Source organism: Methylobacterium brachiatum, assembly GCF_900113845.1.
GTDB lineage: Bacteria > Pseudomonadota > Alphaproteobacteria > Rhizobiales > Beijerinckiaceae > Methylobacterium > Methylobacterium brachiatum.
Genome location: NZ_FOQW01000012.1, coordinates 78,577 through 97,402, shown reverse-complemented (window position 1 = coordinate 97,402; position 18,826 = coordinate 78,577). Strand labels below are relative to the sequence as shown.

The 18,826-nt window shown below is 70.7% G+C and carries 18 protein-coding genes; 11 read left to right on the top strand and 7 right to left on the bottom strand.

All coding sequences use genetic code 11. The annotated features are described in order from the left end of the window. Nucleotides 1-34 precede the first annotated feature (34 nt). Complete coding sequence (locus BMZ47_RS17045; protein WP_007565362.1) at nucleotides 35-1,477, bottom strand: FAD-linked oxidase C-terminal domain-containing protein; 1,443 nt, start codon at nucleotides 1,475-1,477, stop codon at nucleotides 35-37. A gap of 211 nt (nucleotides 1,478-1,688) precedes the next feature. On the opposite strand from BMZ47_RS17045, the gene BMZ47_RS17040 reads away from it, so the two are divergent. Then, nucleotides 1,689-2,714, top strand: coding sequence for a KpsF/GutQ family sugar-phosphate isomerase (locus tag BMZ47_RS17040; protein ID WP_007565364.1), 1,026 nt, complete (start codon nucleotides 1,689-1,691; stop codon nucleotides 2,712-2,714). A 216-nt stretch (nucleotides 2,715-2,930) separates the two neighbouring features. Here BMZ47_RS17040 and BMZ47_RS17035 read toward each other — a convergent pair whose 3' ends face one another. Next, complete coding sequence (locus BMZ47_RS17035) at nucleotides 2,931-3,713, bottom strand: SHOCT domain-containing protein (protein WP_091863526.1); 783 nt, start codon at nucleotides 3,711-3,713, stop codon at nucleotides 2,931-2,933. Between the two features lie 99 nt (nucleotides 3,714-3,812). Then, entirely contained in the window at nucleotides 3,813-4,412 is a 600-nt protein-coding gene (locus tag BMZ47_RS17030; RefSeq protein WP_007565368.1) for a nitroreductase family protein, read from the bottom strand. Nucleotides 4,413-4,551: 139 nt separating this feature from the next. On the opposite strand from BMZ47_RS17030, the gene BMZ47_RS17025 reads away from it, so the two are divergent. Both BMZ47_RS17025 and BMZ47_RS17020 read left to right on the top strand, forming a co-directional pair. Then, nucleotides 4,552-5,265: a hypothetical protein gene (locus tag BMZ47_RS17025; protein ID WP_091863525.1), complete on the top strand. Its 714-nt coding sequence runs from the start codon at nucleotides 4,552-4,554 to the stop codon at nucleotides 5,263-5,265. Continuing rightward, entirely contained in the window at nucleotides 5,262-5,654 is a 393-nt protein-coding gene (locus BMZ47_RS17020) for a DUF5615 family PIN-like protein (RefSeq protein ID WP_007565372.1), read from the top strand. The genes BMZ47_RS17025 and BMZ47_RS17020 overlap by 4 nt, the downstream gene beginning before the upstream one ends. A 31-nt stretch (nucleotides 5,655-5,685) precedes the next feature. On the opposite strand, the gene BMZ47_RS17015 is transcribed toward BMZ47_RS17020, so the two are convergent. After that, nucleotides 5,686-6,753, bottom strand: coding sequence for a GSCFA domain-containing protein (locus tag BMZ47_RS17015; RefSeq protein WP_091863524.1), 1,068 nt, complete (start codon nucleotides 6,751-6,753; stop codon nucleotides 5,686-5,688). Between the two features lie 40 nt (nucleotides 6,754-6,793). Here BMZ47_RS17015 and BMZ47_RS17010 point away from each other — a divergent pair, with 40 nt between their 5' ends. Further along, nucleotides 6,794-7,861 carry a WcbI family polysaccharide biosynthesis putative acetyltransferase gene (locus BMZ47_RS17010; protein ID WP_091863523.1) on the top strand — a complete coding sequence of 356 codons (1,068 nt, stop codon included), beginning with the start codon at nucleotides 6,794-6,796 and terminating at the stop codon, nucleotides 7,859-7,861. A gap of 11 nt (nucleotides 7,862-7,872) precedes the next feature. On the opposite strand, the gene BMZ47_RS17005 is transcribed toward BMZ47_RS17010, so the two are convergent. Continuing rightward, nucleotides 7,873-8,265, bottom strand: coding sequence for a response regulator (locus BMZ47_RS17005; RefSeq protein WP_091863522.1), 393 nt, complete (start codon nucleotides 8,263-8,265; stop codon nucleotides 7,873-7,875). 347 nt (nucleotides 8,266-8,612) lie between these two features. On the opposite strand from BMZ47_RS17005, the gene pal reads away from it, so the two are divergent. Beyond that, nucleotides 8,613-9,107: a peptidoglycan-associated lipoprotein Pal gene (pal, locus tag BMZ47_RS17000; RefSeq protein ID WP_007565379.1), complete on the top strand. Its 495-nt coding sequence runs from the start codon at nucleotides 8,613-8,615 to the stop codon at nucleotides 9,105-9,107. A 61-nt stretch (nucleotides 9,108-9,168) separates the two neighbouring features. On the opposite strand, the gene BMZ47_RS16995 is transcribed toward pal, so the two are convergent. Continuing rightward, nucleotides 9,169-10,185, bottom strand: coding sequence for a class I SAM-dependent methyltransferase (locus BMZ47_RS16995; protein WP_091863521.1), 1,017 nt, complete (start codon nucleotides 10,183-10,185; stop codon nucleotides 9,169-9,171). A gap of 244 nt (nucleotides 10,186-10,429) precedes the next feature. Here BMZ47_RS16995 and ybgF point away from each other — a divergent pair, with 244 nt between their 5' ends. The 5 genes from ybgF (at nucleotide 10,430) to glmM (ending at nucleotide 17,155) form a co-directional block, all read left to right on the top strand. After that, nucleotides 10,430-11,428: a tol-pal system protein YbgF gene (ybgF, locus tag BMZ47_RS16990; RefSeq protein WP_091863520.1), complete on the top strand. Its 999-nt coding sequence runs from the start codon at nucleotides 10,430-10,432 to the stop codon at nucleotides 11,426-11,428. Nucleotides 11,429-11,503: 75 nt separating this feature from the next. Continuing rightward, nucleotides 11,504-12,514 (top strand): tRNA lysidine(34) synthetase TilS, encoded by a 1,011-nt coding sequence (gene tilS / locus BMZ47_RS16985; protein ID WP_091863519.1) that lies wholly within the window; start codon nucleotides 11,504-11,506, stop codon nucleotides 12,512-12,514. 147 nt (nucleotides 12,515-12,661) lie between these two features. Further along, entirely contained in the window at nucleotides 12,662-14,584 is a 1,923-nt protein-coding gene (gene ftsH, locus BMZ47_RS16980; RefSeq protein ID WP_007565388.1) for an ATP-dependent zinc metalloprotease FtsH, read from the top strand. Between the two features lie 346 nt (nucleotides 14,585-14,930). Further along, nucleotides 14,931-15,677, top strand: a complete 747-nt coding sequence (locus BMZ47_RS16975) for a sulfite exporter TauE/SafE family protein (protein WP_050734591.1) — start codon at nucleotides 14,931-14,933, stop codon at nucleotides 15,675-15,677. 134 nt (nucleotides 15,678-15,811) lie between these two features. Next, nucleotides 15,812-17,155 (top strand): phosphoglucosamine mutase, encoded by a 1,344-nt coding sequence (glmM, locus tag BMZ47_RS16970; protein ID WP_007565392.1) that lies wholly within the window; start codon nucleotides 15,812-15,814, stop codon nucleotides 17,153-17,155. 70 nt (nucleotides 17,156-17,225) lie between these two features. Here glmM and BMZ47_RS16965 read toward each other — a convergent pair whose 3' ends face one another. After that, nucleotides 17,226-17,558, bottom strand: a complete 333-nt coding sequence (locus BMZ47_RS16965; RefSeq protein WP_007565394.1) for an MmcQ/YjbR family DNA-binding protein — start codon at nucleotides 17,556-17,558, stop codon at nucleotides 17,226-17,228. A gap of 223 nt (nucleotides 17,559-17,781) precedes the next feature. On the opposite strand from BMZ47_RS16965, the gene BMZ47_RS16960 reads away from it, so the two are divergent. Continuing rightward, a complete protein-coding gene (locus BMZ47_RS16960; protein WP_050734593.1) occupies nucleotides 17,782-18,774 on the top strand; it encodes an outer membrane protein in 993 nt (330 codons plus the stop codon). Nucleotides 18,775-18,826 lie beyond the last annotated feature (52 nt).

Genomic DNA, 18,826 nt, shown 5'->3' with positions numbered 1-18,826 from the left:
CGCCAAAGGGCTGAGCCCTTTGGGATCCCCGAATTCAGGCTGCCTTGGCTTCCAGCCGTCCCTCCAGCGGAAAAACCTTGGCGGGGTTGAGCATCCAGTCGGGATCGAACACCGCCTTCACCCGCATCTGCTGCTCCAGGTCGGCCTGGCTGTACTGGAAGCGCATCAGCTCGCGCTTCTCGATGCCGACGCCGTGCTCGCCGGTGAGGCAGCCGCCGACCTCGACGCAGAGCTTGAGGATCTCGTCGCCAGCGGCCTCGGCCTTCTGCAACTCGCCCGGCTTGTTGATGTCGAACAGGATCAGCGGGTGCAGGTTGCCGTCGCCGGCATGGAACACGTTGGCCACCCGCAGGCCGTGCCCGGCGCAGATCGCCCCGATCCGCTCCAGCACCGGCCCGAGCTGGCCGGTCGGGATCGTGCCGTCCATGCAGATGTAGTCGGAGATCCGGCCCGTGGCCCCGAAGGCGGACTTGCGGCCCTTCCAGATCGCCGCGGATTCGGCCTCCGAGCGAGACACGCGCAGGCTGGTTGGTCGAAAATCCTCGGCGATCGCCTCGATGCGCGCCAGCATCGCCTCGCACTCGGCATCCGAGCCCTCGACCTCGATGATCAGCATCGCCTCGGCGTCGCGCGGGTAGCCGGCTTTCGCGAAATCCTCGGTGATCAGGATCGCCTCGCGGTCCATGTACTCGATCGCCACCGGGATGATGCCGGCCGCGATGATCGCGGCGACGCAATCGCCCGCATCCTCGACCTTCGAGAAGCCGACCAGCACCGGCCGGGCGCCCTCGGCCGCCCGCAGGATCCGCACCGTCGCCTCGGTGACGATGCCGAGCTGCCCTTCCGACCCGCAGATCAGGCCCAGGAGATCGTAGCCCGGGCTGTCGAGATGCTGGCCGCCGACCTCCACCACGGTGCCGTCGTTGAGCACCAGGGTGACGCCCAGCAGGTTGTTGGTGGTCACCCCGTATTTCAGGCAATGCGCGCCGCCGGAATTCATCGCGATGTTGCCCGCGATGGTGCAGGCGAGCTGGCTCGACGGGTCGGGGGCGTAGAAGAAGCCCTCATGGGCGACGGCGCCCGAGATCGCCAGGTTGGTGAGCCCGCTCTGCACCCGGGCGGTGCGGTTCTCGAAATCAAGGTCGAGCACCTGGGTCATCTTGCCGACCCCCAGGATGATCGCGTCGCCCTGCGCGATCGCCCCGCCGGCGAGCGAGGTGCCGGCGCCCCGCGGCACCACCCGCACGCCCTGGGCGTGGCAATAGGCCATCACGGCCGCGACCTCCTGGGTGGTCGAGGGCAGGACCACGGCCAGGGGCATCTGCCGGTAGGCGGTGAGGCCGTCCGTCTCGAAGGCCCGGCGCTCGTCCTCGCTGGTCACCAGCGCCTCCGGGGCGACCAGGGGCGCGAGGCCCGCCAGGATCGCCTCCCGCCGGGCGAGGATTTTTGGGTCGGGCTCGGGGAAGCGGATGGTCATGGGGCTCGGGCCCTCTCTTGATCTGGCGTGCCGGGAGCATGGACCCGCCGGGGCCTGCCTTCAACCGCCGGGCGGACAGAGAGGGGCGGCATGTCGTCCCGGCGTCACATTTCAACCATGACGGCTCCCTAGCGTCGCGAGCCTTGCTTCGCATCGCCCCCTTGCAGCCCCTTGGGCGCCGGATCCGCCCGACGGGTCCAGAACGGAACCGATGAACGCTCCCGCCTCCAGCGCCCTGCGCGACGATCTCTACGATTCGGCGTCCACGAACCTCGCCAGCACCCGCGATGTCGGGATCCGCAGCCTGCAACTGGGCATCGCCGCCCTGCAGGAGACCAGCGCAGCGTTCCAGGGCCGGCTCGGCGTGGCCTTCGAGGAGGCGGTCCAGACCATCCTGCAGAGCAAGGGCCGGGTGATCGTCAGCGGCATCGGCAAGAGCGGGCATATCGGCCGCAAGATCGCCGCGACGCTGGCCTCCACGGGCACCCACGCCTTCTTCGTCCACCCCACCGAGGCGAGCCACGGCGATCTCGGCATGATCGCCCGCGACGACGTGATCGTTGCCCTGTCCTGGTCCGGGGAGACCGCGGAGCTGTCCGACCTCGTCGGCTTCAGCCGCCGCTTCTCGATTCCCCTGGTCGCCATCACGCGCAACGGCGCCAGCACGCTCGGCAAGGCCGCCGACGTGCTGCTGGAACTGCCTCGGGTCCGCGAGGCCTGCCCGCACGACCTCGCCCCGACCTCCTCCAGCCTGATCCAGCTGGCGCTCGGCGACGCCCTGGCGGTGGCGCTGCTGGAGCGGCGCGGCTTCACCTCGGCGCGCTTCCACACGCTCCATCCGGGCGGGACGCTCGCGGCCCGGCTGAAGACCGTGCAGCAGGTGATGCACGGTCCGCAGGACATGCCGCTGGTTCACGAGACCGCGCTGATGTCCGAGGTGCTGATCGAGATCGCGGCGCGCCGCTACGGCTGCGTCGGCGTCACCGACGGCGCCGGCCGCCTCGTCGGCATCGTCACGGACGGCGACCTGCGCCGCCACATGGGCCCCGAGATCCTCGATACCCCGGTCTCGGCGATCATGACCCGCGACCCGATCACCGTGGAGCCGCACAAGCTCGCCCAGGCGGCCCTCGAACTGATGAACCGCCGGCTGATCACCGCGGTCTTCGCGGTCACGGATGGCCGGCCGGTGGGCATCGTCCACGTCCACGATCTGCTGCGCGCCGGCATCGCCTGAGCGGTCGATGCCCCGCTGATCGCGAGCGAGGATCTTCCCATCCACCCCTCATCCTGAGGTGCCCAGCGATCGGAGATCGTCGGGCCTCGAAGCAGCCCTCCATGAGTCGCTGCGATCCCTGGAGGGCTCCTTCGAGGCCTCCGCTTCGCTTCGGCACCTCAGGATGAGGGGGGTGGATGGGAGGCGCGATGGGCGACAGGCCTGCGGCCCGAAACGTCACAGCCGCGCCAGCAGCTCCGCCTTCTTGTCCGAAAACTCCCGCTCGGTGAGCACGCCGCGGGCGTGCAGCTCCGCCAGCCGCTCGATCGTCGCCAGGACGTCGCCCGAGGATGACGCCTCCGGCGCGGCCGGCTGAGACGGGGCGGCCGGCGGTGTGGCTGGGTCGACCTGCCGGGGGGCGGCCGTCTCCGCCTCGATGCGGCGCAGGCGGTCGAGGGCGACGACGCCCCGCGGGCCCGTGAGGTCGAGGCTGCCGTTCGCCTGCGAGACCCCCGAGATGTGGTGCTCGCCGGTATCGTAGAGGGCAATGCCGGCCCCGGAATCGATCGCGAGCCGCCGCGTCTCGGGAAAATAGGCGTAGCGCATCCCGTCCTGCGCGCCGGTGCTCGCGGGGTGCCCGAGGCCGGCCGGCCACCAATCGCCGCCCCCGCGCCGCGATTCGGGTGTGGCGTCCGAGAACCCGCCCGCCGGCAGGGCCGCGGCGAGTTCGGTGCAGAGGGCGTCGACCCGCGCCTTCAGCCCGTCGTCGAACATCCGGCCGACCATCACCATGCCGCCGGAGAACCACTGCCCCATCCCGCCGAGATCGGCATGGTTGAACTGCGCCATCGTGCCGTGCCCGCGCTCCAGGGCCTGGACCAGATGGCGGACCGCATCGAGGCTGACCCCGTGGCGCTCGGCGATGCTCTGCAGGCCCGAGGCGTGGTCGAACCCGCCCTCGTCCAGGAACGGCGCGGGGGCGGCCGTGCCGCCGGGCGGGGCCGAGGGTTTCGGGTCCATGGGCGAACTCCGATCGGCGCGGGGCGGGGGATGCGTCAGCCCCGCCGCGCGATGGCAATATCGACCAAGTCCCGGTCGCACCCCCGGTTCCGGACTGCGTTAGCGGTCGGATTGCGGGAACGGGCCGGCGATGAGGAAATCGGTGATCGGCCGGCGGCCGTTCGGGGCCTCGCGGGGCCGCTGCTCCTCGGTGAGCTCGGCATCCGGGACCTTGCGGCCCACCGCGAAGGCGGCCTCGACCCGGTGGTTCTCCGGCAGACGCAGCACCTCGGGGGCGCGGACATGGTCGAACCCGGTCATGCCGTGCGCGTGCCAGCCCTGGTGGATCGCCTGGAGCTGGAAGGCCAGCGAGGCGGTGCCGGTGTCGAAGGAGTGGCTGTAGGACGGCTTCAGCTCGTCGCCGACCTTCATCAACCCGTTCGAGACCAGGAACAGGATTGCGCCGGTGCCCGAGACCCATTTCTGGTTGCCGGGCACCAGCAGGCCGAAGAACGTGTCCCAGTTGGCATCCCCCCGCAGGGCGTAGAGGAAGCGCCAGGGCTGCGAATTGTACGCCGAGGGCGACCAGCGCGCCGCCTCGATCATCCGGAGCAGCTCGGATTCGGGCAGCGCCTCGCCCGTGAAGGCGCGGGGCGAGTGCCGCGCCACGAAGATCGGGTCGATGGCGTGGTCGGGCTGGCGGGGCGGGGGCAGGCTCACGGGGATCGACTCCGGCACGGTTACGCTTCGGTGGCGCCGACACTGCCCGAAACGTTCGGCCGATGGCAAACCCGAACCGGGTGCGGCCGGGCCGCCATGCCCGTAGCGGAGCGCCTCCGAGCGGGGTACGCTCGCCGCGATGACGGCGCGTACGGACAGTTCTGCCCTTGAGGCGGCTCCCCTGGGGACCGGGTTCTACACCGTTCCCGAGGCTGCACGGCTGATTCGCCTGCCGGCCCGGACCATCAGCCGCTGGCTCGGGGGCTATGGGTTCACCTCCGGCGGCCGTCCGGGGCGGATGCCGCCGCTCTGGACGCCCGAACTGCCGGCGAACGATCATCACCTGGAACTCGGCTTCCGCGATCTGATCGAGTTGCGCTTCGTCCAGGCGTTCGTACGCGAGAATGTCGATCTGCGCGTGATCCGCCGCTGCCTCGAAGCCGCGCGCGAGGCCGTGCAGGATGCCCGGCCCTTCTCAACCCGCCGGTTCAAGACCGACGGACGCACGATCTTCCTCGAAAGCCTGAAATCCGATGGCGAGAGCGAGGTGATCGATCTGGCACGCGGACAATACGTCATCCGGGCGGTCCTGGAGCAGACGTTTCGCGATCTCGACATCGAGGGTGACATCGTCGTCCGCTGGCGGCCGTTTCAGGGTCGGGATTCGATCGTCATCGACCCGCGCCGTGCCTTCGGCCAGCCGATCGCAGCCATCTCCGGTGTGCCGACCGTGGCCCTGGCCGAGGCCGTCACAGCCGAGGGCTCGACCGAGCGGGTGGCGCGTCTGTACGAGGTTCCCGTAGCCGTGGTCCGGGATGCCGTGCGGTTCGAAGCGTCCCTCCAGGCGGCGTGAAAGTCGTCGTCGACGAGAACCTTTCGCCCGCCCTGGCCCGGGCCCTGGCGGCCCTGTTCGCGGGTGAGCATCAGATCCTCCACATCCGCGAGCGTTACGGGCCCGGGGTGACGGACCTGCAATGGATCTCCGAGCTGAGCCGCGAGGGCGGCTGGGTGGTTATCTCGGGGGACCGCCGTATCCGCAGGAACAAGGCGGAGTTCAACGCTTTCCGGGCGTCGCGGCTGACCGGCTTCTTCCTGTCGGCAGGCCTCTGCAAGGCGCCCCTGGTCAAGCAGGCGGAGCGCATCCTGGCCCTCTGGAGCGGGATCGAGACCTTCGCCGAGCGGGCCAGGCCCGGATCGATGTTCGAGCTTCCGCTGACGAGCACGCGGATCGGCACCCTGTAGGCGCGCCGGCCCGCATGCTCGGCGCGGTCGGTCACGCCACGCTGCGCTCGATCTCCTCCTCGTCGCAGATCACGCCGGCATTGCCCTCGAACTCGGCCGCGAGGTCCACGGGGGCGTGGGTCGGGGCCGCCGCCGCGCGGTCGCGCGCGAAGGTCGAGAGGAACAGCCGCATGACGTGGCGCACGCCCGCGTCGTTGATGGTCCGCTGGTCCTCGTTGTAGTAGCGCCCGGCATTCACGTTGCTCGTGACGATGTCGTAGGCGGGGAAATACACCGCCCGCGGATCGCCCCGGCCGACCACCTCGCCGGCGGCCACACGCAGCACCGACTTGGAGTAGCTGTTCGACTCCATCACGTGCCGGTCCATGTAGGTCGCGATCATCGGCACCGGCGAGACCGTGAAGATCACCCGGGCCTTGGGGTTCACGCTCCAGAGCCGGTCCAGGAAGCCGTTGAGGTCGCCCAGGACCTCGGCCGCGCCGGCATTGACGCACTCGTAGAGCTCCGGATCGAAGGTGCCGCCCGCGACCCCGGGGGCAAGCGGCAGCGCCGCGCCGTCGGCCCGCCAGCGCCAGCCCTCGGTGAGGCCCAGCGTCAACACGAACACGTCCAGGGTCTCGAACAGGCGGCGCACCTCGGCCAGATGCGCGTCGCGGGCCGCGACCACCTCGGCCTCGCTGGCGAAGCCCGCCGGCTCGACGGTGGGGCGGAACGGATCGACGTAGCGGCCGTCGTCGCGCAGCCACGCCTTCAGCTCCGGCTCGAAGCGGCCGTAGGCCCGGTCGAACAGCTGCACGAACTGGCGCGTGTAGTAGAGATTGCCGTACCGGGCCGAGAAGGTGCCGAACTGGCGCGCATTGGCCTCCTCGGCGCTCATGCCGGGGGGCGGCGGCTCGGTCAGGTAGTAGTTGAAGCCGGCGCCGCGCACCGCCTCGGCCACCCGCTGCGCGAAGCAGGAGCCGCCGGTGGCGACCTTGTCGGTCGGCCCGATCGCGAACGTGTCCTTCGGGTGCGGATTGACCGCGAAGGGCGGCACGTTGGTCACGACCTTGCGCCAGAATCGCTCGGCCGGTAGACCCGTATACGGATTCAACGCCATCTTCGAACCCTCTTCTTCACGACGGCGAGCGCCCTCGGGGATGCTGAGCCGTCCGCTGACACCGGCACGCGACGTGGCCCTGAACGATCTGCCCCGGCGCGCCCGCAGCGCGTTTTCCCTGTCGACACCCAGTTGGGCGCCTACCTGGGCGACACCATGGCGAAACCGCGCGCGCGCCGCCACGACGCGCGACGGACCGGCCATCGCGGTGCTGGGCAATTGCCAGGCCCGGGGGATCGCCCAGGCGATGCGCCTGCTCGCGCCGAAGAGCCCCGTGCGCTACCTGCCCATGGGCTCGCTCAAGCGCGACCACGGCCATGTCGACGGCCTGATCCGGACCTTGCGCTCCCACGACCACGTCTTCTCGCAGGCCTTCCCGGCTGGCCTGATCCCCGGGGGCGATATCGCGACCCTGCGGGCGGCCGACCCGCGGCTCAAGCTGTTCCCGTCGATCGTGTTCTCGGCCTTCCATCCCGACATGGTCTATGTCGGCCAGGCCTCGGACCTCGCTGCGCTCAAGCTCGCGCCCTCGCCGATGGGGCAGTACCACTCGGCGATCGTCCTCTGCGCCCACCGGCTCGGCCTCGATGCCGGACGCACCGCCGCCCTGTTCCGCGAGGACGTGTTCCGGCGGCTCGGCTATCTCGACCATTGGGATCCGGCCGTCCACGAGCTGGTGGCGTCCGCGTCCGCCCTGGGCTTCGGCCTGGACCGGGAGGTGACCCGCTGGGCCCGCCGGGGCGCCTTCATGCACGTGATGAACCACCCCAAGGCCTTCGTCATCGGCGACATCGCCCGGCGGCTGCTGCTGGAGAGCGGGATTCGGCCCGAGCCCGTGGAGGTCGAGGATTATCTCGGCGACGAGCTGGCCCAGGACGTGGTCTGGCCGCTCTACCCGCCGATCGCCGAGCATTTCGGGCTGACCGGTTCGTTCCTATTCAAGATGAAGCCCCGGGGCGACGATTTCCCGAAGCTCTACGACCTGCCGGGCTTCATCGCGGCGAGCTTCGCGATCTACGACGCGATGTCGGCCGGCGACCTCGCCTGCCAGCGGGTGGATGCGTGGCTCGCCGCGCCCGAGATCGTCGCCCTGTTCCGGGCCGGATAGGCGAGACCCGCTCAGACTGCCGCGCACAGGGGCGCGTCGCTCAGCCCCTCGACCATCATCCGCACAAGGCGGTTGACCGCCTGCACCTGGAACGGCTTGCGCAGGAACAGGCTGCCCGGGACGCCCCGTCCGCCGCTCGAATCCGTCGAGGTGTAGACCACCGGCCGGTCGGCATGGATCGCCCGGAAGGCGTGGGCCACGGTCCAACCGTCGATCAGCCCGGGCAGATGGATGTCGGTGAACAGCCAGTCGATCTCGGCGCCCCGCGCCCGCAGCAGCGTCAGCGCCGCCTCGCCCGTGGAGGCCTCGATCACCCGGATGCCCTGCGTCTCGCACAGGCTCGCGATGATCTCGAGGAGCAGGTAGCTATCCTCGACGATGAGGACGCACTGGGCGGGGGGCATGGGGGCGGTCCGCGGATCGATTGGTTGAATCAAGAACCCACAGGGTTGAGGATCCCTTAAAGCGGCCTCGAAAGCGGTATCCGGCCCTGTTGCATCGCGGCAACCGGCGGGGCGGAAATAGCCGCGCTTGCGCCGCCGCCCCGGCGGTGCCGCAATCCGGGCGCGTCAGCATCCTCCTGCGTGCGGCAGCGCACGCCGCCGACCGGCCGGGACTCGCAGGAGGCTCCGCGGCGCCGGTCGGAACCGTCGCTTAACCATCCGCGCCTATCACCGGCGCTCAGGACTACGCGGACCCGCCTCGAAGACCAGCAGCCGGCCTTCGGCACCGCTCGAGGAGTTGAACGATCATGCCCCAGCGTTTCCGCGCACTCGCCCTCGGCCTCGCTGTCTGCGCCGCCCTCGGGCTCGGCGCCTGCAGCAACGACAAGGATCTCGCCGACGCCTCCGCCTTCGGGGCCGGCGCCGCGACCCCGGGCAGCGCGCAGGACTTCGTCGTCAATATCGGCGACCGGGTCTTCTTCGAATCGGATTCCACCGACCTGACGCCCACCGCCACCGCCACCCTGGACAAGCAGGCGGCCTGGCTGCAGCGCTACCCGCGCTACACCTTCATCATCGAGGGCCATGCCGACGAGCGCGGCACCCGCGAGTACAACTTCTCCCTGGGCGCCCGCCGGGCCCAGGCGGTCAACGACTACCTGGCCACGCGGGGCATCGGGGCGAACCGGATGCGCACCGTCTCCTACGGCAAGGAGCGGCCGGTGGCGGTGTGCAACGACATCTCGTGCTGGTCGCAGAACCGCCGCGCGGTGATCGTGCTCGACCGCGGCGCCGGCGCCTAAGGCGGCGATCCCGCCGGAATCCGGTTTCCGGAGGGTATGCCGCCCTCCGGGAACCGGGCTTTCAAAGATCGACGCGGCGACGCCAGGGCCCGGCCGCGAGCCAGCGGCGCCATCGGGCGCCCGCTCCGGGCCGGGACGAATCCGGGGGTGGAACGGCGAGCGGGCTCCCCGCGATCTGCCGGGTCTGATCGGCGAGTTCGATCAGCATCCGTTCCAGGAGCCCGCGGCGGCGCAGCTGGGTCTCCGCCGGATCGATCGTATCCGTTCCCGGCCGCAGCCGGACGAGGAATTCGGTGTCCGGCATCTCGGTCAGGCTCTCGACCCGCAGGTCGAGGAGCCCGAGCTGGCCGAGTTCGAGCATCATCAGCTCGAAGCTCGCCGGCACGAACACCCAGTTATGGACGTCCACGTAGTCGCGGACGTCGCGGTAGCCGAGCATCTGCCAGGCCACGTCGATGCCGCAGACGAGTTCGGCCGGCTGGGTGTCGCTCTCGAACCAGGCCGGGAAACCGCCCTTCTTCGCGATCCGCAGGCCGTAATCGAGATGCGTGCGCACATCGTGCCGGTCCCGCTTCTCCTCGTAGGCCAGGATCGCGTCGGCCGTGGTCGACGGGTTCCGGTAGAAGTCGAAGCACTTGCGCTTGTCCGGCACGGCCAGGACCACGACGCCCTCGGGCCGCAGGAGCGTCCGGGCCGCCTGCAGGAACCTGACGACATCCGTCGTATGCTCGATGACGTGGCTGGCGATGAACCCGTCGAAGGTGCCGTGGTGCTCGGCCGGGACGGCATCGGTCAGCGATCCGCCGTGCCAGACGAAATCGACCTCCTCGATCCGCGTCGGGTCCACCGCCGGGTCGCCGGCGTATTTGGTGATCAGATCCGCACGGGTGGCGTGGTCGAGGCTGAAGCTGTTCCACCCGGCGCTGCGCGGCACGAGCGGGTTGTGGGCCGGCCCGATCTCGATGAGCTTGCTCGCTTTGGTAAGGCCGACCAGGAGATGCAGCTCCCGATCCCGCGGCGCCTCCGCGGCGCGGGGATCGCGGACCGGCTGGCGAAGAGGCGGAGACGGATCGGTCAAATCGGCGACCTCGGCGGCTTCCGCCCGGGGCGCGCCGACGTCTGACGCGGTCGCGCACCCCCGGGCAGAACCCGCGCTGCAGCACGGAAGGGACCGACCTCGTAGGCGCCCAAGATGGCGTGCGGCTTGCGGTTCGGCCCGGACCTCTGCGCGCGGCCCCGACTCCGACCGGAGCGCGCCGCAGTTTTGCCGCGGAACGGCGCATCTGATAGGGCCTCGCGCTTCCATCGGACCGCAGCCCATCATGCCCGCCCGTCTTCGCACTCGCCTCGCGCTCACGACGATTCTCGGGGCCCTGCTCCTCGGCCACTCGGCCGCCGCGCAGGACGCCTCGGAACTGGTGGTGCGCCTCGGGCGCATCGAGAACCAGTCCCGGATCATGGCCGGGCAGATCGAGACCCTCCAGTACGAGAACCGCCAGCTGAAAGAGCAGCTGCGCAAGTTCCAGGAGGATGTCGAGTTCCGGCTGAACGAGGGGAAGGGCGGCGGCAAGGCGGCCCCCTCGGCGGCGCCGGCTCCGGCCGGCGCGGTCAATGGCGGCAATCCGGGTGCCGGACGTCCGGGCAAGCGCGGCGACGCCTTCGACCCGTCCCAGGCCCCCGGCGCCCCCGGGGCGCCGATGCCGCTCGGCAGCACCCCGCCCTCCCCGCCCCTGCCGGCCCGGGAGGCCGCCGAGGCGGCGCCGGCCCGACCGCAGGCTCTGCCCCGGGCCGCGATCGAGGACGAGGATCCCGACGCCGAGGGCGCCGCCCCCGGCTACGACGAGCCGGTGGACCTGCGGCCGCCCGCCCGCACCGGCGCGATCCCGGTCCCGGCGACCCGACCGGCCGAGAGCGTGGCCGCCACCCGGACCGGCGACCCGGCCGCCGATTATGAGGCCGCGGTCGAGCTGGTCCGCTCCAAGCAGTACGAGCAGGCCGAGATGGGCCTGCGCCAGTTCATCCAGTCGCATCCCCGCGACAACCGGGTCGCCGGCGCGACCTACTGGCTGGGCGAGAGCTACCTGGCCCGCGGCCGCAACCGCGAGGCGGCCGAGCAGTTCCTGAAGGTCTCCACCGACTATGCCCGCTCGTCCCAGGCGCCGGACGCGATGCTGAAGCTCGGCGTCACGCTCAACGCCCTCGGGGCCCGCGAGCAGGCCTGCGCGACCCTGGCCGAGCTCGACCGGAAGTTCCCCAATGCCGGCAGCACCGTCCGCCAGGGCGTCGTCCGGGAGCAGAAGCGCGCCCGCTGCTCGGCCTGACCGGGATCCCGAAGGGCATGCCCGGCAGCAGGGCTCTGCCCTGCACCCGCAAAAGGTCGCGGACCTTTTGAATCCATGACTGGTCCATCGGACGATCCGGTCCTCCGCGCCCTCGGGCCCTGGCTCGGCCGGTCCGACCGGGGCGTGCTGCTCGCCGTCTCGGGCGGGCCCGATTCGAGCGCGCTGATGCACGCCGCCGCGGCGCTCGGCGCCTGCGTGCAGGTCGCCACCGTCGATCACGGGTTGCGCCCGGATTCCGGACCGGAGGCCGAGGGCGTCGGCCGGGCGGCCCGGGCGCTCGGCCTGCCGCATGCGGTCCTGACCTGGGCCGGCCCGAAGCCCGGCACCGGCCTGCAGGACGCGGCCCGGGCCGCCCGCTACCGGCTGCTCGCCGCCCATGCCGAGGCGGTCGGCGCCGGCCTCGTGCTCACCGGGCACACGCAGGACGACCAGGCCGAGACCGTGCTGATGCGGCTCGCCGCCGGTAGCGGACCGGCCGGGCTCGCCGGCATGCGGACCGAGCGCCCCCTCGCCCCCGGCATCACCCTCGGGCGGCCGTTCCTGGCCTTGCCGAAGGCGACCCTGACGGCCTGGTGCGTGGCCCGGGGCATCCCGCATGTCCGCGACCCGGCCAATGCCGATCCGCGCTTCGCCCGGGCGCGCCTGCGCGCCACCTGGGCCGCCCTGGAGCGCGAGGGCCTGAGCCCGGCGCGGCTCGCGCGCCTCGCCGAACGGGCCGCCCGGGACGACGACGCCCTTCGGGTCGCGGCCGAGCAAGCCCTCGCGGTGGCCCTTCTGCCGGCAAAGAATACCGACGCCGCGGCGTTGCACCTCGACGGCGCCGCGCTGGCGGCCCTGCCGGAAGCCCTTGCCCTGCGCGGCCTCGACACCGCCCTGACCCGGGCCGGCGCCGGGCCGCGCCGCCTGGAGCGCCTGGAATCCCTGGTGCTCGACGCGCTGCTTCCGGCCCTGCGCCGCCGGGAGCCGATCCGGCGGACCCTGGCGGGGATCCTGGTCGCCGCCGATGCCGCCGGTATCGTGACCCTCACCCTTGCGCCGCCCCGGCGTTCCAGGGCGGCGGATTGAAGAACAGATGTTCCCCTCGCCGCAGGGGGGACCGGCTTACTTGGCAACGAAGGCCCCCCCGCCTACATTGGCGAGGTGTGCACGGATGGACCGGCAAAGCCGCGCGATGTGTCCGTCTAGGGGGCCGCACGCACCAAGGATCGATCGATGAACCCGAATTTTCGCAACTTTGCCTTGTGGGTCGTCATCTTCCTGCTGGTGCTGGCCCTCGTGACCCTGTTCCAGAACCCGGGTCACCGGGGCGGCGGCAGCGAGATCGCCTACAGCCAGCTCCTCAACGACGCCGATGCCGGCAAGATCCAGTCGGTGGTGATCTCCGGGCAGGACGTGTCCGGCACCTATGTCGGGGGCGGCAACTTCACCAGCTACGCGCCCAACGACCCGAGCCTGGTCTCCAAGCTCCAGGGCAAGGGCGTGACGATCACGGCCCGCCCGCCGTCGGACAACACCCCCTGGTTCATCCAGCTGCTCGTGAGCTGGCTGCCGATCCTCGTCTTCATCGGCGCCTGGATCTTCCTGAGCCGCCAGATGCAGTCGGGCGCCGGCCGCGCCATGGGTTTTGGCAAGTCGAAGGCGAAGCTCCTGAACGAAGCCCACGGGCGCGTCAGCTTCGACGACGTCGCGGGCGTGGAGGAAGCGAAGGAGGATCTGCAGGAGATCGTCGAGTTCCTGCGCGACCCCCAGAAATTCCAGCGGCTTGGCGGCCGGATCCCGCGCGGCGTGCTGCTCGTCGGCCCGCCCGGCACCGGTAAGACCCTGATCGCCCGGGCGGTCGCGGGCGAGGCCAACGTGCCGTTCTTCACCATCTCGGGCTCCGACTTCGTCGAGATGTTCGTGGGCGTCGGCGCCAGCCGCGTGCGCGACATGTTCGAGCAGGCCAAGAAGAACGCGCCCTGCATCATCTTCATCGACGAGATCGACGCGGTCGGCCGCCATCGCGGCGCCGGCCTGGGCGGCGGCAATGACGAGCGCGAGCAGACCCTGAACCAGCTCCTCGTTGAGATGGACGGGTTCGAGGCCAACGAGGGCGTCATCATCATCGCGGCGACCAACCGCCCCGACGTGCTCGACCCGGCGCTGCTGCGGCCCGGCCGGTTCGACCGCCAGATCATGGTGCCGAACCCGGACGTCACCGGCCGCGAGCGCATCCTGCGGGTCCATGTCCGCAAGGTGCCGCTGGCCCCCGATGTCGACCTCAAGACCATCGCGCGCGGCACCCCGGGCTTCTCGGGCGCCGACCTGATGAACCTCGTCAACGAGTCGGCCCTGCTGGCGGCCCGTCGCGGCAAGCGCATCGTCACGATGCACGAGTTCGAGGACGCCAAGGACAAGGTCATGATGGGCGCCGAGCGGCGCACCCTGGTCATGACCGAGGACGAGAAGCGGCTCACCGCCTATCACGAGGGCGGCCACGCCATCGTGGCGCTGAACGTCCCGGCCACCGACCCGGTCCACAAGGCGACCATCATCCCGCGCGGCCGTGCGCTTGGCATGGTCATGCAGCTGCCCGAGCGCGACAAGCTCTCCATGAGCTTCGAGCAGATGACCTCGCGGCTGGCGATCATGATGGGCGGCCGCATCGCCGAGGAGATGACCTTCGGCCGGGACAAGGTGACCTCGGGTGCCCAGTCGGACATCGAGCAGGCGACTCGCTTGGCCAAGATGATGGTGACCCGCTGGGGCTTCTCACCCGAGCTCGGCACCGTGGCCTACGGCGAGAACAACGACGAGGTCTTCCTCGGCATGTCGATGGGCCGGCAGCAATCGGTCTCCGAGTCGACCGCCCAGAAGATCGACGCCGAGGTCCGCCGCCTGGTCGAGACCGGCCTGGAGGAGGCCCGCCGCATCCTAGCCGAGCACAAGGACGACCTGGAAGCCCTGGCCCAGGGGCTGCTCGAATACGAGACGCTCTCGGGCGACGAGATCCGCAACCTCCTGCGCGGCCAGCCCCCGATCCGCGACGGCGGCGACGTGCCTCCGACCCCGGCCCGGGGCTCCTCGGTCCCCTCCGCCGGCCGCGGCCGGCCGAAGGAGAGCGACGGCGGCCTGGAGCCTCAGCCGCAGGCCTGAGCCGGAATGGAATGATGAGAAGGGCGCCGCGAGGCGCCCTTTTTCGTTGGGTTTTTCCGCGCCGGGCCCGTTGCGCGATGATCTGACGTCACAGCGCCCGATATGGCGCGGGTCCCCTCTCCCGTACGGGGGGGCACGTCGCGGTCCGCGCCGATCGATGTGTGACCACCATGGATCGCCGTGGAGCGACGGCGCGTGGCAGATCCAGACTGACCGCCCTGGGCCGTCCCGCATGACAATCCGCCCCGCCTGTCCGTGAACATCCTCCGGAAGCTTGGCCGAAGGCTCGGCTCCGGCGGGCGAATCGGGAAGACCGGGACGGGAATCTCTTCGAGCCGCGCACCCGATGGCGTTGTCCGTGTATCTCGTCGTCGCCCTCGGGGCCGCGGTCGCCGGCTTCGTGCAGGGGCTGTCGGGCTTCGCCTTCGGGCTGGTGGCCCTGTCGTTCTGGGCCTGGGTGATCGATCCGCAGCTCGCCGCCGTCCTGGCGGTGGCCGGGTCGCTCACCGGCCAGGTCGTGGCCGCCGTCACGGTCCGGCGGGGCTTCGACCGGGCCCGCCTCGCCCCGTTCGTGCTGGGCGGGCTCGCCGGCATCCCGCTGGGCGTGTTCCTGCTGCCGCACCTCAATGCCGACTGGTTCAAGGTGGTGCTTGGCACCCTGCTGGTGGTCTGGTGCCCGGCCATGCTGCTCGCCAAGGACCTGCCGCGGATCACCACGGGCGGGCGGCTGGCGGACGCCGTCGTCGGCATGAGCGGCGGCATGCTCGGCGGGCTCGGCGGCTTCACCGGCACGCTGCCGACCCTGTGGTGCGTGCTGCGCGGCTACGAGCGCGACGTGCAGCGCACGATCATCCAGAACTTCAACCTGACGATGCTGGCCGTCACGATGCTCGTCTATCTCGGCTCGGGCCTCGTCACCCGCACGGCGCTGCCGATGCTGGCCGTGGTGCTGCCCGCCATGCTGATCCCGGTCCTGCTGGGCACCCGGGTCTATGTCGGCCTGAGCGAGACGGCCTTCCGCCGGGTGGTGCTCGGCCTCCTGACGATCTCCGGGATCACGCTGCTGGCGGCGGCACTCCCGCGGGTGCTGTAGCGCCCCGCCCGGGGTCACGCCGCATTTCGACCGTCTTTGTCGGGGAGCACCCGGGGCAATCCAATCTGCTAAGTTCTGTCGGGCTACTCTGTCGCCGCGTTGGCCGGGCGAGAGGCCCGGCACCGGAGATCCTGATGGCGCGCAAGTATTTCGGAACCGACGGCATCCGGGGCCGGGCCAACGGGGTGATCACCCCGGAACTCGCCCTCAAGGTCGGGCAGGCGGCGGGCCTGGTGTTCCAGCGCGGCGATCACCGCCACCGGGTGGTGATCGGCAAGGATACCCGCCTGTCCGGCTACATGATCGAGACCGCCCTGGTGGCGGGCTTCACCTCGGTGGGCATGGACGTGCTGCTGCTCGGCCCGGTGCCGACCCCCGCGGTGGCGATGCTGACCCGCTCGATGCGGGCCGATATCGGGGTGATGATCTCGGCCTCGCACAACGCCTTCGAGGATAACGGCATCAAGCTGTTCGGCCCGGACGGGTTCAAGCTCAACGACACGATCGAGCATGAGATCGAGGAGCTGATCGACGCCGAGTTGCACACGAAGCTGGCGGGCTCCGCCGATCTCGGCCGGGCCAAGCGGATCGAGAGCGTGCATGCCCGCTACATCGAGTTCGCCAAGCGCACCCTGCCCCGGCACGTGACGCTGGACGGCCTGCGGGTGGTGGTCGATTGCGCCAACGGCGCCGCCTACCGGGTCGCCCCCGAAACCCTGTGGGAGCTCGGCGCCGAGGTGATCGCCATCGGCACCGAGCCGGACGGGTTCAACATCAACCGGGATGTCGGCTCCACTGCCCCGGCGGCTTTGGTCGCCAAGGTGCGCGAGCGCCGGGCCGATATCGGCATCGCGCTGGACGGCGACGCCGACCGGGTGCTGATCGTCGACGAGAAGGGCCACGTGGTCGACGGCGACCAGCTGATGGCCGTGGTCGCGCGCTCCTGGCAGGAGGACGAGCGGCTCACCCAGCCGGGGCTGGTGGCGACGATCATGTCCAATCTCGGCCTGGAGCGCTTCCTCGGCGGCCTCGGCCTGACGTTGGCCCGCACCGCAGTGGGCGACCGCTACGTCCTCGAGCACATGCGCGAGCACGGCTACAATCTCGGCGGCGAGCAATCCGGCCACATCATCATGTCGGACTACACCACCACGGGCGACGGCCTGGTGGCGGCCCTGCAGCTGCTCAGCGTGGTGCAGCGCCAGGGCCGGCCGGTGAGCGAGGTCTGCCACTGCTTCGACCCGCTGCCGCAGATCCTCAAGAACGTCCGCTACCGGGCCGGCGAGCCGCTCAGCCAGGACAGCGTGGTCAGCGCGATCGCCCAGGCCCGCGCCCGCCTGGGTAATGGCGGCCGCCTGGTGATCCGCCCCTCCGGCACCGAGCCGGTGATCCGCGTGATGGCCGAGGGCGACGACCGCGGCCTCGTCAACGAGGTGGTCGACGAGGTGGTCGAGGCGGTCACCAAGGTCGCGGCCTGAGGCCCGGGATCCCGAAGGGCCCGCGGCCCTTCGGCGGGGTTCAGGGGCGGAGCCCCTGAGGGCTCACCGCTCACGCGTAGGCGGCGCGCAGGATCGCCGGCGCGGTGAACCGCCAGGCCGCCAGCAGGGCGGCGCGCAGGGTCTCCTCCTCGCACGGGTCGAGGTCGAGATTGGTCCAGCCGCGCCGGCCCCAGGCGCCGTCGAGCGGCGTGAACAGGTCCGGCTCGGCCTCGCACAATTCGGCCTGGTCGGCGGGCGCCAGGCGCAGCACCACCCGGTCCTCCTCGACCCACAGGGTCGCGAACACCCGACCGCCGACGCGGAAATCCGGGTTGCCGCGATGGGCGCCCGCCACCGTCTCGGGCAGCATCAGCGCCAGGGCGCGCACGTCCTCGGGCAGCACCGGCTCAGCCCGGCCCGTGGGCGAAGGGTGTCGCGATCGTGCCGGGTGCTGCGACCAAGACTGGCGAATCCTATGCAGAGCTGTGGCTTGTCCAGGCTGTAAGCGCCCGGCAAGGCTAACATTTAACGTTAAGCCGGATTTAAGACGTTCGATCCATCCTTCGCCTCGTCATCAGAGCCGGCATGTCAAGCTTCCGGCACACGAGTCCAGTGAAGGAATCCTTATGGCCCGCTCCAAGCTGAACGCTTTGGTGCGTAGCCTGACGCTCGCGGCGAGCGTCGGCGCGCCCTGCCTAGCCGCTGCTGCGGACCTGCTGCCCCCGCCTCCGCCCCCGCCCCCTCCGCCCCCGATCGAGGTCGGCGGCGGCTGGTACCTGCGCGGCGATGTCGGCGCGAGCGTCTACACCCGCCCGAGATACACCGAGGCCTACGATTACACCGGCTACGCGGATGCCAACCGGTCGTTCGGCAACGAGATCGGCGGCGGCGGTTTCGCGGGTGTCGGCGTCGGCTACCAGTTCACCCCGTTCCTGCGCGGCGACGTGACCGGTGAGTACCGCTACTCCACCGGCCTGCGCGGCAGCGAGTATTACAAGGGCCCCGAGTTCGACAACGGCCTCGGCTCCTATGGGGTCAACAAGTCGACCAGCAACTTCGATTCCGCGGTGGTGCTGGCCAACGCGTATTTCGACCTCGGCACCTGGTACGGGATCACCCCGTTCATCGGCGGCGGCGTCGGCTACGCCTTCAACCACATCTCGGGCTACTCGACCAACCAGCAGTTCACCAGCCCGACCTACGCCTACGATTACGGCAACCCGATTTACGACTGTAAGTGCGGCCAGCCCTACTACAATTACGCGCCGGTCTACGACAACAACGGCAACCCGGTGTACAACACCAACAGCGGCAGCAAGTTCTACAAGAGCAAGACCAGCGGCAGCTTCGCCTGGGCGCTGCATGCCGGTCTCGCCTATGACGTGAGCGACGCCCTGAAGATCGAGGTGGCCTATCGCTACCTGAACCTCGGCAAGGCCGAGACCGGCGCCGGCTTCGTGCCGTGCTGCACCGAGGCCCTGCGCCCGATCAAGGTGAAGGACATCGAGGCCCACGACGTGAAGATCGGACTGCGCTACTACCTCGGCGGCCTGGTCGCGGCGCCGCTGCCGCCGCTGATGCCGGAGCCGATCCCCGGCCCGCTGGTCCGCAAGTACTGATCGCACGCAGGGCGCTTTCCGCCGACGTGGACATCGGTACGGGGGAGCGCGC